General features: G+C 40.9%; 13 protein-coding genes. 8 read left to right on the top strand and 5 right to left on the bottom strand.

Going from position 1 to position 16,883, the window contains the following annotated elements; all coding sequences use genetic code 11:
* Positions 1-104 precede the first annotated feature (104 nt).
* Positions 105-395 (top strand): hypothetical protein, encoded by a 291-nt coding sequence (locus GWP40_RS02260; RefSeq protein WP_212565882.1) that lies wholly within the window; start codon positions 105-107, stop codon positions 393-395.
* A 127-nt stretch (positions 396-522) separates the two neighbouring features.
* Positions 523-2,412: a hypothetical protein gene (locus tag GWP40_RS02265; RefSeq protein WP_212565883.1), complete on the top strand. Its 1,890-nt coding sequence runs from the start codon at positions 523-525 to the stop codon at positions 2,410-2,412.
* 696 nt (positions 2,413-3,108) lie between these two features.
* Here the strand turns inward: GWP40_RS02265 and GWP40_RS02270 are convergent.
* Both GWP40_RS02270 and GWP40_RS02275 read right to left on the bottom strand, forming a co-directional pair.
* The gene (locus GWP40_RS02270) at positions 3,109-3,753 is read right to left on the bottom strand and encodes an L-2-amino-thiazoline-4-carboxylic acid hydrolase (RefSeq protein WP_212565884.1); all 645 of its coding nucleotides are present in this window, start codon (positions 3,751-3,753) and stop codon (positions 3,109-3,111) included.
* A 99-nt stretch (positions 3,754-3,852) separates the two neighbouring features.
* The gene (locus tag GWP40_RS02275; protein WP_212565885.1) at positions 3,853-4,440 is read right to left on the bottom strand and encodes a 2'-5' RNA ligase family protein; all 588 of its coding nucleotides are present in this window, start codon (positions 4,438-4,440) and stop codon (positions 3,853-3,855) included.
* A 126-nt stretch (positions 4,441-4,566) separates the two neighbouring features.
* Between GWP40_RS02275 and dinB the strand changes: the two genes are divergently transcribed.
* Both dinB and GWP40_RS02285 read left to right on the top strand, forming a co-directional pair.
* Positions 4,567-5,727, top strand: coding sequence for a DNA polymerase IV (gene dinB, locus GWP40_RS02280; protein ID WP_212565886.1), 1,161 nt, complete (start codon positions 4,567-4,569; stop codon positions 5,725-5,727).
* 134 nt (positions 5,728-5,861) lie between these two features.
* On the top strand, positions 5,862-6,281 hold the full coding sequence (locus GWP40_RS02285) for a flavodoxin (RefSeq protein WP_414162756.1): 420 nt from the start codon (positions 5,862-5,864) through the stop codon (positions 6,279-6,281).
* Positions 6,282-6,772: 491 nt separating this feature from the next.
* Here the strand turns inward: GWP40_RS02285 and GWP40_RS02290 are convergent, their stop codons facing one another.
* Positions 6,773-7,474 carry a queuosine precursor transporter gene (locus GWP40_RS02290; protein WP_212565887.1) on the bottom strand — a complete coding sequence of 234 codons (702 nt, stop codon included), beginning with the start codon at positions 7,472-7,474 and terminating at the stop codon, positions 6,773-6,775.
* A 549-nt stretch (positions 7,475-8,023) separates the two neighbouring features.
* On the opposite strand from GWP40_RS02290, the gene GWP40_RS02295 reads away from it, so the two are divergent.
* The 4 genes from GWP40_RS02295 (at position 8,024) to GWP40_RS02315 (ending at position 13,591) form a co-directional block, all read left to right on the top strand.
* Positions 8,024-8,998, top strand: a complete 975-nt coding sequence (locus GWP40_RS02295) for an L-threonine 3-dehydrogenase (RefSeq protein ID WP_212565888.1) — start codon at positions 8,024-8,026, stop codon at positions 8,996-8,998.
* A 46-nt stretch (positions 8,999-9,044) separates the two neighbouring features.
* Entirely contained in the window at positions 9,045-10,235 is a 1,191-nt protein-coding gene (locus GWP40_RS02300; protein ID WP_212565889.1) for a glycine C-acetyltransferase, read from the top strand.
* A 793-nt stretch (positions 10,236-11,028) separates the two neighbouring features.
* Complete coding sequence (locus GWP40_RS02305; protein WP_016522841.1) at positions 11,029-11,967, top strand: hypothetical protein; 939 nt, start codon at positions 11,029-11,031, stop codon at positions 11,965-11,967.
* 316 nt (positions 11,968-12,283) lie between these two features.
* Positions 12,284-13,591: a right-handed parallel beta-helix repeat-containing protein gene (locus GWP40_RS02315; protein ID WP_016522840.1), complete on the top strand. Its 1,308-nt coding sequence runs from the start codon at positions 12,284-12,286 to the stop codon at positions 13,589-13,591.
* A gap of 297 nt (positions 13,592-13,888) precedes the next feature.
* On the opposite strand, the gene GWP40_RS02320 is transcribed toward GWP40_RS02315, so the two are convergent.
* Together GWP40_RS02320 and GWP40_RS02325 are read right to left on the bottom strand one after the other, a co-directional pair.
* The gene (locus GWP40_RS02320; protein ID WP_212565890.1) at positions 13,889-14,722 is read right to left on the bottom strand and encodes a hypothetical protein; all 834 of its coding nucleotides are present in this window, start codon (positions 14,720-14,722) and stop codon (positions 13,889-13,891) included.
* A 183-nt stretch (positions 14,723-14,905) separates the two neighbouring features.
* Complete coding sequence (locus GWP40_RS02325; RefSeq protein WP_212565891.1) at positions 14,906-16,333, bottom strand: AlbA family DNA-binding domain-containing protein; 1,428 nt, start codon at positions 16,331-16,333, stop codon at positions 14,906-14,908.
* Positions 16,334-16,883: the final 550 nt, after the last annotated feature.

Here is a 16,883-nt window from a genome sequence, read left to right on the forward strand (position 1 = left end):
TTTTATAGAGGATAAAATAATCTGTGCCTATACAATAACCAATAGGATGATATACTTTCTGTGTGTATCAAAGTTATTATATATAATTATAGAGGTTATCTTATATGCAAATTAATATAAAACATTGCAATAATATAAATGAAGCTTCAATAGAGATAGCTGAAAATCGTTTGAATATAAAATATGCATTAAATGGTACAGGAAAATCTACCATTGCAAAAGCGATTTCTTTGGCTATCAAAGGTGCTACTTTAGATATTTTAAGACCATTTAAGTATAAGGATAATCAAAATATAACTCCTTCCATAAGCGGTATTGATAAATTGTCGAAAGTTTTAATATTTAATGAGGAATACGTAAATACAATTCTTTTTTCAGAAAATAGAATTAATTAAAAACAGTTTCGAAATTTTTATAAAAGACGAAAACTATATAAAGAATCAAGAGAAAATAGAAGAACTTGTTAATGAAGTTAAAAATTTATTTACACAGAATGAAACAATAAAGGAAATTGGTAAACTATTGCAAAATTTTATAGATGATTTTAAAGCTACAAAAACTGGATGGGCTGCAAATGGAACCATGGGTAAGGGATTAGCAAAGGGTAATAAATTAGAGAACATACCTACGGGATTAGAGGTATATGAGCCGTTTTTAAAGAGTGAAAATACTGTAAAATGGTTACAGTGGCATATAACTGGAAATGATTATTTATCTATTGGTAAGTGTTGTCCGTTTTGTTCTTCTGATAATATAGAAGCTAAAAAGGAAATAATTCAAAAAATAAAAAAAGAATATGAACCAAAATATATTGAACATTTACTGAAAATGATTGAGTTATTAGAAAAACTATCCATCTTCTTGTCTGATGATGCAAAAACACAAATCAATAAAATAAAGATAAATATTGATGGCATTTCACCTGAGCAAAAGAATTATTTGATAGCAGTAAATGGAGAAATAGAAACACTATATAGTAAAATATTAAGTATGCAAAATATAGGATATCAATCTTTTAAAGATATTGATGATATAGTTGCGACAATATCTTCATTGAAGATTGATCTTCCTCTTTTAAAAAATCTAAATTCTGCGAAAATGGCTGAATCAGTAAGTTCTATAAATGCTGCTATTGATGAACTAATCAAGAAAGCTGGAAATTTAAAAGGTAAGATAATAAAACAAAAGAATCTCATAGTAAAAAAAGTGAATTTCTATAAAAAAGATATAAATGATTTTCTTGAATACGCCGGTTATAACTATAAAGTTGACATGATAGAAAAAGATGAAGAATCTAGACTGGTATTGTACCATAATGAGTTTAATGAAATTATTACTTCAGGTTCAGAGACTTTGAGTTATGGCGAAAGAAATGCTTTTGCGTTAATTTTATTCATGTATGATGCAATAAAACAAAAGCCTGATTTAATAATTCTTGATGATCCTATTTCTTCATTTGATGGGAATAAAAAATTTGCAATACTGAACAAATTATTTATAGGCAAAAAGAACTTTCATGATAAAACAGTACTTTTGCTATCACATGATTTCAGTGTAGTTATTGATTCAATTTATAATCTTAATGATAAAATAGGCGCAAAAGCATTTTTTTTAGAAAATAAAAATGGACGTATTCTTGAGAAAGATATAACAAAGTCTGATATTCTATCTTATAAGCAAATAGCTTTGAAAAATATTTCTTCTAAATCGATTTTAACTTCACTTATATATTTAAGACGGTTATTTGAATTTGAAAATGAAAAAAATATGGGATATCAATTATTGTCTAACCTATTTCACAAAAGAAATATACCTATTATAAACAAAGGCGAATTATTTATCCCAATGACCGAAGGAGAAATAACTAAAGGGGAGAAAGAAATTCAATGCTACATACCTGATTTTACATACAAGAGTGTAATAGGAATTATTAGGAGTAATGTTAAATTACTTGAAGCTTATCATAATACCTCTGTAGGATATGAAAAACTTCAATGTTATCGTTTGTTAAATTTAGAAAATCCTGAAGATGGTAATTTTGAAGATAAGCAGATCAAAGAAATTGATAATGTGTTTAAAAAATTCATAAATGAAACATTTCATATAGAAAATGATTATTTATTTCAAATAAATCCAATTGAATATGAGCTCATACCTGAGTATATCTTAAATAAATGTGATGACGGAATAAAAGATCATGATAGGATAAACTTAACTGATGAAATCAAAAATCCTATTCAAGGCGATGATAAAGATGATAAAATAGAAGTTGATAGTTCACAAGATAAAATTCATGAAGTTATCGAGCAACATCTTGGAGATATGATAACGGAAAGATCTGCAAGACAAAAGAAAAAAACAGAAAAGGAACAAACCAATAAAATGCAATTAACTTTATTTAATGATATATAGCTAATTGGTTTGAAATAACAATAAAAATCAATCATACTGGCTAATATTGCATATAGTAGAGACTTAAAACTGGGCGCAATCAGCACGTAAAGGAAGGATATAATGTGGGGCAAGCGACACCGGTGTTTAAAGTATATATCTGTACGGTTATCCGCTGGGTCGAGCAATGTAAAAAACTAGGGATGTAAAAATAAAGTACGCGAGCACTCCAATAAGAAAATTAATCCTGAAAACTGATTGTGATGTGCAAAAGAAATCTGATGCATACTTAAAATAAATTGTACAACAGTTCCACTGCGATCTTGAATCGATTAAGAAAAGTCAGTGTTATGCGAAAAAAGAGTAGTTTTATAAAAAACAAAAGCCTGAAAAGTAAAGATATACAACTGGAAAAGTTTATATATCAATATTAACACACAGTATCCCCTCAATGTCCTACGAAACAATTATCAAACAAGTAAAAATGCTACCGGACCCGCTCCTAAACATCTGTCTCGGCATTCATCAAACTGCTTGAGGCTGCGCAATGCAATTTTACTGAAAACCTCGCCGGTCACGCAAAGCCTAAAAACAAACAAGCTTTTTTTGCATGAGCCGGAAAACTGTACCTCGATCAGAACGTAGTTAGCGAACTACGCGAGGTAAGCTTGATATGATTTTGGCAGACACAAATAGTATCATAGGATTGCTGTTTGGTTATTCTCCTTTGTTCTTTATCCAATAGTCGCAGTCTTCATATCCTTCGGCAACGGTATGTTCCCTGTAAAGAGTGCCGCCGAAATGTTCCATCACCGCCTTGTCCGTTTCGCAAAAATACGGCATCAATTCACCGTATCCATTCTTTTTTGCAAAATCGGCGATGGGACACCCAACCAGGTGAATACTGATTCCTTGTTTGTGATGCAGCGGATTTATTTTCATTCCCCATGTATTGTTCCATGAGCCGTCTTCTTTGTGCTTGTTCAGCTTCTTTGCCCTGAGTGAGAAAAGCCCGTGGAAAAGCGCTTGCACCAGCCTGTTGTTAAGATTGAACCGAGAAAGCTGACCGCCTTTTTTATCGCCGATCATCATACCATAACACATATTCGTAATTTCATCGGGTGACATACTGCGGTTCATACATTCATAATACGCAAAAGCCGACAGCGCACCGTAAAAGTTTTTCGACATCGGATTGTCTTTGCCTCCGATACTCGGTGCATCATGTGCAAACTTTTCGTAGATTTCAATAATCTCCCGATACTTCTTTTCCGCCTCATCCGGTGGGAATTTCTTATTCAGTTCATTCCTGATCCAATCCGCAGACATTTGTGGAATTTCAAAAATCTTCTCAGCTGTCATTTTCATTCTCCTTTCGCATAAGCGCCGATTAATAAGATTTCACGGTACTGCCATCCTTGGCAGTTCTGGTCGAATAGTATCAATTTTTCCGCGGGGAGATTAAAAAAAACGACCTGATGCGTTTACTCTGAATTCTAAAGTAACCCCCGCTTCCCACCTGTTGCCTTTCCGTTCAAAAATCGTGATGTTATCAACCGGAAAGTCTTCCTCAAGGTTCAGCTCGTTCATTACCTGAATCGCCTTGGTCATTACTCCGGTAGGAATATCCCGATTTGCAACAGTTGCGTGAGGCTGGAAAGGCTTTTTGTCTTTTTTAGTGCAGCCCGGACAGGCGTTGATAATTGCTTGTACTGTTTTATCACGGAGCTTTGTCCAATTTTCATCTGTAATGACATTTGCAAACAGCGTTCTATCTCCAAACGCATCAAAGTTATCAATATGAGCAGTAAAACCTAAGCCTTTGGGCAAGACTTCTTTTTCAATCGCGCTGATTAAATCATCGGTTGTATAATCTTCCGGCAGTCTGAACGGTGGGACAAGTGTAACGTGAATTGGAGTTCCATGTCCGGATTTGCAACCGTAAGCCTCGTTCATATAACGACGGCAATCTTCCAGAGTAAGGGTTATATCCTCTGGGAGGAGAACGCCGATAAAATGCGTTTGCTGCGGAGCATTATTTCGTTTCATCTCTATCATTATAGCATAAAACCATGCATCATTCTATCTTGGTGTTCTTCAATATTCTGAATGCCGGCAGCTGGATTTTATCAAAGTTATGATATAATAGTTATGCGATGTTAAGGTTAGCTCAAAATGATTCATAATCCGGTATTTTTTCATGTTGATTTAGATGCTTTTTTTGCCTCGGTAGAGCAGCTCGATAATCCGGCATATCGCGGGAAGCCGGTTATTGTCGGCGGGCTTGGTAAGCGGGGTGTTGTCTCAACTGCGTCGTATGAAGCGCGAAAATTCGGTGTCCATTCTGCGATGCCGATAGCCCGTGCACGAGCCTTGTGTCCGCAGGGGATATTTATCAAAACACGAATGCAGCGTTACTATGAAAAATCGAAAGAGATTATGAATATTTTTAAAAACTTCAGTCCCGATATACAGCAGCTTTCCATCGATGAAGCTTTTCTTGATATGAGCGGTACGGAAAAAATATTCGGCGATACTACAACAGCTGCCCGGCGGCTGAAAACTACCATTTTTGAACAAACCGGTTTGCGCGTTTCCGTAGGGGCAGCTTCCAATAAGTACATTGCAAAAATTGCGTCGGGGCAATCGAAGCCGGACGGTTTGCTTGTTATTCCGGCGGGCAAAGAAGCGGCGTTTATGCAGTCGCTGCGTTTAAGCGATGTATGGGGAATCGGCGGCAAAACTCGTGCGAGACTTGCGGAGGCAGGTCTGACGACTATTGCCGAAATTCTCAAACAGCAGGAATCCGTTTTACAACTGATTATCGGGAATGCCGCCGGTACGTTTTTATATCAAGCCGTCCGCGGAGATATGGCGCATGTTTTTAATGAAGAGCGGAAAAGCCATTCTATCAGTACGGAACGCACGTTTGAAACCGATCTGCATGAAAAGGATGAAATTTCCGATGTGTTATTTCAGCTGAGCGCTGAGTTGATGTGCCGCATTCTTGATGAGCGCATTCAAAGCCGCACCGTACATATTAAAATACGGTATGCTGATTTTACTACCGTATCAGCGCAGCAGAGCGGCTCTTTGATTAACGATTCTGCGGATTTATACGAGCGGGCGCAACGGCTATTTTTTTCCCGTTTCGACACCGCGCTATCCGTCCGGCTTATCGGGATTGGAGTAGATGTCGGCAGCGACAACAGCCAACTTGAACTTTTTGCATCGGAAAAAGCGGCGAAAAAACGTAAACTTGAAGAAGCGGTTTTGAATATTGCAAAGAAAAACAAGGATGTCAAAATCGTGCAAGCGCGATTACTTCATAAGTAGGATATAGATAAGATTGACGAAGGGAGATTTTCCTCAGATTTTTTACTTATAGGAGACAAGAGATGGAAAAACTTATTCTTTCAGTTTTAATGAGCGCAGGTATGGCAGCATGACTTTCAGCAAAAACGGCACTGGTGTATTTTAGCGCAACCGGTACGACGGAAGAAATGACGAAAAATGCTGCAAGCGCGATGGGGGCGGATCTTTTTGAAATAGATCCTGTCCACAAATACACCGCTGCCGATCTGAACTGGAATGACAAAAAATCACTCACTACAATCGAGTGTAACGATCCGAAATCCCGTCCGTCAATCGCGAACAAGATTGACATATCCGGTTACGACACCGTTGTTTTGTGCTATCCTATCTGGTGGGGATATGTGCCGAAGATCATGTATACCTTTGTCGAAAGCCAAAACTGGAGCGGAAAGAAACTTGTTACACTCTGTACATCAGGCGGAAGCGGTCTTGGACGGAGCGGTTCGGACATTGCAAAATACGCAAAGGGCGCGACCTTCAAAGGCGGAAGAGCTTTTACACGCGGGAGATACTGACAAAAATATGTCCATAGCTTAGTATAAACATAGTTAGAGATACACAGTTCTTTTGAAAGATAAAGTGTAAGATAATTGATTAAAAATATGTACTACAAACGCCATAAAATGAGCGTTTTATCCTGTCTTTTAGCGTTTTTTCTGATATAGAGTTATTTGTTAGCTTCGAGTTTTGCCCTTGGCAAAACTCGATACTGTATCAGCGACAACTCAGATGCACACACCTCCAGCGCTTTTGCAAAGAGACGGCGTAGATACATCGTCAGCAAACGTACATCCGTGTACATTTGCTGACGGCGAGTTTTTGCTGTGCAAAAACGTCGCTACTGCGAGGAACCACCGCCGTCCGTGGCGGTTCTGAAATGCCTTTTGGAAATAGACGGTGCAGATGCTAGGAGCGTATAAAAAACACCCGCAGGCGTACTTGATGTACGTTGAGGACTGTTTTTTATGAAGCGACAACGCAGATGCGTCGTATATTTCCAAAAGGACTACGGCAGCGGACTATACCGCTCTCCATAGTCATAGGTATCAAGCTGTTCGTATTTTTTAAAGAAGTTGACAACCAAATAGGTAAAGGGCGTACAGACAACCTCTATCATCGTCTTAAAAAGATAATTTGAAAAAGCCATCACAATTAAAACGGAAGATGCGTACATTCCCGAAAAGGCAATCGCTACAAAAATGATACTGTCCAGCAGCTCTCCAACCAAAGTTGAGCCGATGGTGCGCATCCACAGGTGTTTGCCGTCGGTAAGTATCTTCATTTTAGAAAGAACGGTAGAATTGCTGTACTCGCCGATAAAGTAACCGCAGATACTGCCTGCAGTGATGCGGGGCATTTGCAGCAAAATATTATTAAAATCGCTTTGCAGATTCCAGCCGCCCTCTGCCGGCAGAATACTCACCAACCAGACATTGAACGCCATAAAAATAAGGACGACAAAGCCTGTCCAAATGACTTTCCGCGTATCCCGATAGCCGTATACCTCAGTCAGCACATCGCCGAAGATATACGAAAACGGAAAAAGCAGCGTACCGCCGTCAAATACGAAGGGACCAATCTGCACCATTTTTACTGCCAAAATATTCGACAGCACCAATACACCGATAAAGAGTCCGGAAAGAACCGGCAAGAAATTCTTTTTCTTCATGAAGCCCTTGGCTTCATCCGTCAAAATAGTGTCATTCATTATTTTATTATAGCAAAATCGGAACAGCGGTGATATACTAAATATATTAGGGCAACCGCATCAGACAGTTACCTAATATCCCCGCAAAATAATTGGGGCTGTTCAACCTGTTCTTTTGAAAATAGAGGGGTATCTACTGTGTCGTACGGCAAAAAAAGTATCCTCAACGTATTAAAAATACGCCTACGGTGCTTTTTTGCCTATCTTCTTGTATCTACCGCTCCCTTTTCAAAAGGCTAACGAAAAGTCTCTTTTCAAAAGCGTCGGTTCTATGCGGTAAACTCTTATTCTGAGTTTTTACATATTTGTCTGATGCATTTGTCCTTCCTTAAAATAAAATGCACGAAATTTTATTTAAAATTTCGTGCGAAGGTAAAAGTGTATTATCTGAGGAGGCACGATAAAAAGTACCGTCTAAAATTGCGCCGGTACTTTTTATCTCAAGTTTGCGTTGCAAACTCGATTATTGTATGTGTGCGCGTACTGCGCACGGCTAAAAACTTTTTTCGGAAATTGATATTTCCTGCAAAAGTTTTTATAGGAGGTAATATGAAAACAATATTGGTAACAGGAGCCCTCGGTCAAATCGGCAGTGAGCTGGTTATGCACCTGCGCAAGACCTATGGCGGCAGTAATGTTATTGCAAGTGATGTAGTAAAAAAAGACATGCCGGAAGTGCTTGAGTCCGGGCCTTTTGAGCAATTAAACGTATTGGAGCCGCAAAAGGTTGCGGATGTATGTAAAAAATATAAGGTCGATACCGTTATACACTTAGCAGCGCTCCTTTCCGCCGTTGCAGAGCGCGATCCGCAAATGGCGTTCAATATCAACATCCACGGATTATACAATATGCTGGAAATCGCACGGGAAAATAAGTACCGGTTCTTTGTTCCCAGCTCCATCGCGGCATTCGGGCCGGGAACTCCGAAAGACAAAACGCCTCAGGACACCATCCAGCGGCCGACCTCGATGTACGGCGTAACAAAGGTTTCAGGCGAGCTGCTCTGCGACTACTACCACAAACGCTTCGGCGTCGATACCCGCGGCGTACGGTTCCCCGGTCTTATTTCGTATACAACTCCTCCGGGCGGCGGCACTACCGACTATGCCGTTGACATTTATTACGAAGCGCTCAAGAACAAAAAATACGAGTGCTTTATTAAGGAAGGCACCTATATGGACATGATGTATATGCCCGATGCCCTCAAAGCAGTGCAGCAGCTTCTGGAAACAGATGAGGCGAACTTAGTCCACCGCAATGCCTTCAACATCGCTTCCATGAGCTTTACACCGGAAATTATCGCAGCGGAAATTAAAAAGCACATCCCTAAATTTCAGATGACCTACAAGGTTGACCCCATGCGGCAGGCAATCGCCGATTCATGGCCGAACTCCATCGATGACACCTGCGCACGGCAAGAATGGAACTGGAAACCCGAATACGATCTGGAAACCATGACCGTCGATATGCTGGAAAAACTGAGCAAGCGGCTCGGCGTTGCCTATCATTCGGCACAAAAATAAAGAAACGTTGCAATGAGTATTAAATTTCATTGAAGAGGAGAAAACGATGAGCAATATTCACGAAATGGCTTTTTTACAAGAAAAAGTACAGGAATTAAAAGATCAAGGCTTGTATAAGGTACCGGTAACTCTTGACGGGCCGAACGAAGCAGAATGCGTTATTAATGGAAAGAAAGTTATCAACCTTTCATCAAATAACTATCTGGGCTTTGCAAACCATCCCCGCTTAAAGAAGGCGGCAATCGCAGCGATTGAAACCTACGGCGCGGGAGCCGGAGCTGTCCGACCCATCATCGGAAACATGAAGATTCACGATGAACTTGAAACCCTGCTTGCTACATTCAAGCGGGAAGAAGCAGTACTCACCTTCCAGTCGGGCTTTAACTGCAACGCCGGTGTTATCCAAGCGGTTACCGATAAGGGAGACCTCATCCTATCCGATGAACTAAACCATGCGTCCATCATCGACGGCTCGCGCCTTTCAAAAGCGGATAAGGCAGTGTTTAAACACTCCGATATGGCGGATTTGGAGCGGGTTTTAAAAGAGAAGCGCCCCAACTACCGCAACATCCTCATCATCACTGACGGCGTGTTCTCCATGGACGGCGACATTGCCAAGCTGCCGGAAATCGTTGCACTTGCGGAAAAGTACGAATGCTTAACCTACGTGGATGACGCCCATGCCAGCGGTGTATTAGGCGAAAGCGGACGCGGCTCCGTTGACCACTTCCACCTGCACGGCAGAGTAGACTTTGCAATCGGTACCCTGTCCAAAGCAATCGGCGTTGTCGGCGGCTATGTTGCCGGTAAGCAGGTTACCATCGACTGGCTGAAAAACCGCGGACGCCCCTTCCTGTTCTCCACCGGACTCCCGCCCGCCGCTATCGGCGCTTGTATCGAAGCTATCAAAATGCTGATGGAATCAACCGAATACACCGACCGGCTGTGGAAAAACGCCCGCTATTTCAAAGAGAAACTCTCCCACCTCGGCTTTAACACCGGACACAGCGAAACACCCATTACGCCGGTCATCATCGGAGAAGAGGCAAAAACACTCGAGTTCTCCAAAAAGCTGTTCGATAACGGCTTATTCATCGGACCGATTGTATTTCCCACCGTACCCAAAGGCACCGGACGTGTCCGCTGTATGGTAACGGCAGGGCACACCACCGAACAGCTTGACCGCGCTATCGCTATCTTCGAAAAAGTCGGAAAAGAGATGGGCATTATCGCGTAATATTTCCTTTTGAAAATATGCATACCGTCTACGGCGTTGCCTTGCCAAAAGTGTACATCCTTGTACACTTTTGGCAGCGAAGGGCTGTCCAAAAACTTCAGTTTTTGGACAGTTTCCTTAGATTTAGATGCGATGTTTAAAATTAAGTCATTACTGTGTAAAGACTTGATTTTAAACTCGCGGGGATGTCGAAAAAGTAACCAACTTTTGAGACATCCCCATCGCTTCTGATATAACCAGCGGCATCCGTGCCGCTACTGAAAAAGCCTCAACGTATCAGGACGGACAGGGATGTCCGGGGTTATAAGCAACAGCGACGTTTTTGCGCAGCAAAACTCGACGTTGAAAAGTGTACACGGATGTACACTTTTCAACATGCCTGCGGGTGTTTTTTGCTCGCGCCTTGTAGTTTCAGAACGGACAAGGATGTCCGTGGTTCAAAACAGAAGCGATGTTTTTGCGATGCAAAAACTCGCGTCCGGAAGTGTACACGGACGTACACTTCCGGACAGGCTATTTTCAAAAGGCTGACGGAAAAGTTATTTTCAAAAAAAGAGGGGCTACGTAGCAACCCCAATTTTTCCGCGGGGTTGTTGTTCTCATAAGGTGGTTGCAGTCGGCTTTAATACCCTTTGTTACGACGCAAGCGTCGGGGTATTAAACCCTCCGCACGAATAAATAGCCTGATGCGTTTACTCTGAGTCGGCCTCTTTATCTTTATATAAAAAAAGAATAAACTCGACAGCTGTCGAATTATTTGCGGCGCAACTCATTTACTCAAAGAGGAACACTCATGGGAAGTTTAGACTTTTTATCTAAAGATTATCAATTTAAAAAATATAAGAATGTATATGCAGGAATGCTGCAAGGGTTTTATACGATTTTTCACGTAGATGCCAATGCGAAGAAATGTATCCTTACCATCGGCGCTTCTAAGGCAGAAAATGGAGAAGACTTGTTCGCCCTCTTGCAGTCGCGGCTTTGTGAAATAAAAAAGGTAAAAACGCGTATCGATAACGCAACATTAATCTTTGAATATCCTACGCCGGCATTAGGGAACTATAAGAAAACATTTGATTTGCTGAATGATACCGTTATCCCATTCCTGATAGAAAATAAGTATAAATCCGGCGGATTTATCTATGGTAAAAATGATGGAACGATACGGTTGTTTCAAATAGGACTACAATACCTGTATCTAACCGAAGCTGAGCGGGCGGAAAAAGAAGCCGATCTTACCGCTCAAAAAGAAAAAGACAAAAACACGCAAGAAAATTTTTTACTCGGTACATTGGGCGTTATCGGCGTTGCATTAGCGGGAATCTTACTGTATGTTATCGTCGGAAAAATGAACCTCTATGTTTGGGCGATTCCAGTCTTACTCAGCGCAATATCCTATACTGTATACAAACGACTGGGAAAAAAATTAACCGTAAAAGCCATCGTTATGATTTTGATTGTACTGGGCATAGCGCTCGCAGCGGCAACCGTATTGGAATACGGCTGGCGTATATACGATGCTGTAAATGAGGGTCCGGATATTGAGCATATCGGCTTTTTCGATGTTTTAAAAGAAACGCCGGAGCTTATAATCACCGAACCGGACATCGCAAAGCTGGTTAAAAGAGATTTATTGGTAAACGGTGGAATTTTAATACTGGCCTCAATTATTACGATAGTAAGCGCTTACAGACAAGAAGTACGGTTTATCAAAATAAAAAGATTGGATTAAGTATAAAAAGTCATTGCATTATAGCCTATGAGAGCCTTGCTGAATGCGGATTTTAAGGATTATGAAGCGGGACATGAAAATACTTACCGCCCCAATCCACATTGAGCAGTTTCTTAAATCCGTTCTTTTGTAAAATTTCCACAGCTGCACGGCTCCATCTCCCTATTCTGCAAATAACGATAACATTTTTATCGCAGAAATGTTATAAGGCAATAATCTGTCAGCCTTTAAAATAATTTACAAAACTATGGTAATTATGCTACATTAAACATAAAGGGAAGCACACAAGCATTCTCCCTTAAATTGAGAGGTGTATATGAAAAAAGCAATTACAACGTGTTTAGCGGTTTGTCTCGTTTTAGCAAACGTAATGGCTGCAGAGTACTACGTTTCAAAAGAGACCGGTAAGAATGGAAACGCGGGTACAAAAGATGCTCCGTTTAAAAACATCGAAAAGGCTGCCGAAAAAGTGCAACCCGGTGATAAGTTATATGTTGCGGAAGGCAATTATTACGGCGTACGGGACAAAGGTTTTATCATGATAAAAAACCCTGTAGAAATCTACGGAGGATATTCCAAAGACTTTTCAAAACGGGACGTTTTAAAATACCGCACGCTCGTTATGCCGCCGGCCTCATCAAACGGAACAGGCCGCGCAAATAAGGCGATGGAGTTTGATATTAAAGACGGTCAGGGAAAAAAACTTGTCATCGACGGTATCATCTTCGATAAAGGAGCTTCCAACGGTTACCATCCGACAAAAGGCAAACCTGCCGGTGTGGAAACCGGTATGCTCATCCTGCCGCCGGGAGAAGGCGTTAATGGCGGTGAAAAATCCATTACAACAGAAAAGGCGATATTCGGCGGCAGCATTATGAAATGCGATGTGCTTATTCAAAACTGCGTATTTAATAACGCTTCCAATTTTGCCATCCAGTTCGGCGGTTCAGGCGATGTTAAAATTTTGAATAATGTTTTTACTGCAAATGCGATGTCTGCTTGCGAAATTTGGGGAAAAGAAAATAAACCGACCGCCATAACGCTGGAGTTCGCATATAATACTGTTTTGTTTACATGGCCACGCACGCATGCCTTTGAGGATATGGGGTACGGATTCCGCGTTATGACGAAGGTTGAGGTGAATATACACCACAACATTATCGGGCTTTCTACACTGTCTGCAATCGATCGCTGCCGTATCGACAGCCCTGCTTCTATGGAAAACGGACGAAAGGTACTTGTAGATAACAATCGATTTTTTATGAACAAACAAGCGGATGTAACCCTGCCGGGCTTAGGTACATTTGAATACGTATGGGTAAAAGACTTTGAAGACGTTGAACGCTTTAACAGCGCCGAAGGCAACGAGGAGCTGAAAGACGTAGCTCCGCTTAAAAAAGTTTTAAACCAAGCATATTTGGCAGGTTTCTTAAACGCTACCTATAAAGAAAAAACCGACTATGATCCGAATTCCCCCGCTAACGAGTTCAGACGCGCAATGGGAATGAACCAAACGATGAAAGTTCAAACTGATGTGTCGATGTTTGCAAACAGATATCCGCAAGATGATGCTGTAAAACTGTTCGGTGCAGTCAAAGGCTTCGGCGCACAGGCGATTAAGTAAATGTAATCGCAAGACTGGCGGAAAAGGTTGGCATCTTGTCAGTAGAAGCGACGATTTGAGAGTATTTCGCTCAAAATTCGTTGTATTGGTAATTAACCTGTTCGAAAACATCGCATTTCAGAGCAGGTTACCCTGAAATGCGATGTTCAAAATCGTGCTATCTGTGCGATTTTGAACACGCTCGACGGGAATAGCGAAAAAGTAACAAACTCTTGGGACGTCCCCGTCAAGTGTATTCATCGAAGCTGATTCGAGTTGGGTTGATTCTGTAGAGTCCATATCCTCACGTTATCGGCTTTAATACCCCACATACTGACCGGCCGGATAGATACATCCTGCGCATGCAATATCGGCGGAACACCCTGCCTGCACCCATACCGGCTTAAAATAATTTCCGGAAGCCGGTTTGATTTTTTGTATGATGCCGTCGGGACAATGAATTGAAACAGGCACTCGTTTTTCCGGTGAATGAGATGAATGTTCGCCGATTGCTGCGGAAGAAAGCAATTCGCACACCCGCGTCAAGAAAGCGATTCGTTCTTCAAGCTCAAAGATAAAACGGGAATAAAAAGCGAGCACCCCAAAGTCATTGCCGGAAAGTGCACTTTGCTCAAGCTGCTGCAACAAGCCGCTCAATATTAGAAAGGCAGACTTCGCTTCTTGATAGCGGGCAGCGGAATACTTGCAGCCGTACACCTGTTGCAGCACTGTCTTGAGTGTTTCCGCATCGTTGTATATATGCACAGTTTTTTGCGTACACTGCCGGAATGCGGTTTCGACGGCAGGGCAACAGCCGTCAAGTACATACATCTTGGAAGAATACAGCAGCGGACACTTTTGCGTCGTTAAATATATCACCGTACTCTTGATTGCATCGCAGGCAGGATAATCACCATATTTAAAAATAAAGGCGTCCACTCCGACAATCGGCACCGGCACAAGACCGCAGCCGTAGATGAGCGCCTCGTCGATGACGGGAGACTGAGCTTCCGAATACGCAGAGCCGAACAGCCCAACGATATTATCATCCGCCTGCATCCGCAGCGTCGCATCTATATATGCCTCCCTACGGAGATCGGGTGCATAGTCAATTATTTCCTGTAATGAAGCATGCTTAAAATCTAATTCCATACGCCGATCGTTTTATTCGTGCGGAGGGGTTAATACCCCGACGCTCTGCGTCGTAACAAAGGGTATTAAACCCGACTGCAACCACCTTATAGAACACACAGTGCGAAACATTGAGCACTGTGCCCCGACGCTTGCGTCGGGGTTGTTGATTCCTTTTCAAATTCTCGCTTTTGTAATTCACAACTATTCATTCAATTCCCAATATCCGTTATTTCCGGTACCGATATATCGTAAATTCTCTATCTCTTTTATGGTTCTCTGGATAGTTTTTACACTTACGCCGGCACTATCTGCAATAGCTTGTCTTGTAATCTTATTATTTGACCTCACCTTTGCCTTTATAAATTCAATCAGCTCCTTCTTATTGTGAGGGACATTCTGAGGGACATTCTGAGGGACATTCTGAGGGACATTTTTTTCGCCGACTTTTTCTGTTGCAATCTTCTTGAGTGGAATAATCGTTCTGAATATATCTCCTTCTTCAAAAATAGGATTTTTTCCCGAATACAGTTGTGTGTACTTATAGGTGTTACGCATACCGGAACCAAGCTCATCGGCAATTCCAATTTCCCTAAAGACTTTAGATATCGACGGATTTTTAGGAAACGGTTCGAATTTTTGCAAATCCAATACGCCTATTCTATGTGCTACATTGCTATTTTCGATAGTAATTTTTTCATCATCAATAATCATTTTCGCAGGAAAGCCGCTTGAATAATCCCTGTGGGCTAATGTGTTGGAAACTACTTCTCGGAGTATCCTATCTCTTGCATTGACATTAACAATGCCCTCTAAAACAAACAAGTCATTCAAATGCTTTCTGCCAAAGTTGATAAGCCTATCATAACTGTCAATCAGATTGGTAATGACGACATCTCTGTCATCATATCGGTCTTTGTTCTCTACTCTAAATAGTGCATCCGTTTTATGCTGTGATAAAACGGACATAATGGCGTTGTCTTTTCCAAATAATAAAATTGCAGCTAAGGTAATACCTTCTTTGTTTGTTTCCGGATCAATTAAAATTAAATTAGCTGTTCTCAGAAGTTCTTCATCATTCATACCCTTCCATAAATGATTTTGATTCCTTGCAATAGCCATTTTTCGTGCTTTTTCAATTACCGCTGAGTTTAAACAATCTATTCCCAAATTAGGATAGACCTTATTTACAAAATAGGTGCTTTGTTTCCGCGCATAAAGCTTATATACCAGTTCCGCATTATCGGTAATATTTATATCACCCTCGTAAGACCTATCCCAAATGCGTCCATTGTGCCTGCACACCTGACAGCCTTTTGGTACTCTGATATAAATAAGCTTCTTGCCTTCCATATCTATTGAAACAGGTGTTAAGTATAAAGGCGGATATATTTTTTGCGAATTATTAATAGCTGTTGTAAATTCCTTTATTATTTTATCAACCTTGTCAGGATTAACGCCGGTAATTTCCCTTTTGTCGTTAACTCCTAATACTATATGACCGCCGTTTCTATTGTTAAAAGAACAAACGGAATCATATACGTCTTTCGATAAAGCATTCTTTGATTCTTTAAATTCAACATCTATTTTTTCACCGTTTTGAATGAGTTTCTTTATTTCTTCTGGTGTCATAATTCTCCTTATGCTGATTTTATCACGCCAAGAGCTTATTTTCCATACCGGAATATTTATCGGCAGGGCAACCGCATTAAAAATATTTTTAGCGGTTGCCTTCCTTCTGTGCGAAATTTCATAGGTATAAGGTGAGCGTCTACAATGACGCCGCTCACCTTAACCGTCAAGTTTTCTTTCGAAAACTTGCGTATTGATGTGTGCGCTTTTCGCGCACGAATGCAACAGTTTCCAAAATTCATATTTTGTTCAACTGTTGCATTTTAAGGAAATAAAATTTCGCACATTTTTTTCAACAGGCGGGTAAACGCATCAGGTAGAGTAAATAAAAACCGCGGAAAAATTGAGACTGTGAGACCATTTGAACCATCTTCAACTGTTGTACATCCATGTACATCAGTTGAAGGCGAGTTTTGTGCACGCACAAAACATCGCTACTATATGGAACCACTGCCATCCTTGGCAGTTCTGGTCGAATAGTATCGATTTTTCCGCGGGAATGTTAAAAAAACGACCTGATGCGTTTACCCTGATTTATCATTTGCATCGG

It is taken from the genome of Treponema vincentii (genome assembly GCF_018336815.1).
In the GTDB taxonomy this organism is placed as follows: domain Bacteria; phylum Spirochaetota; class Spirochaetia; order Treponematales; family Treponemataceae; genus Treponema.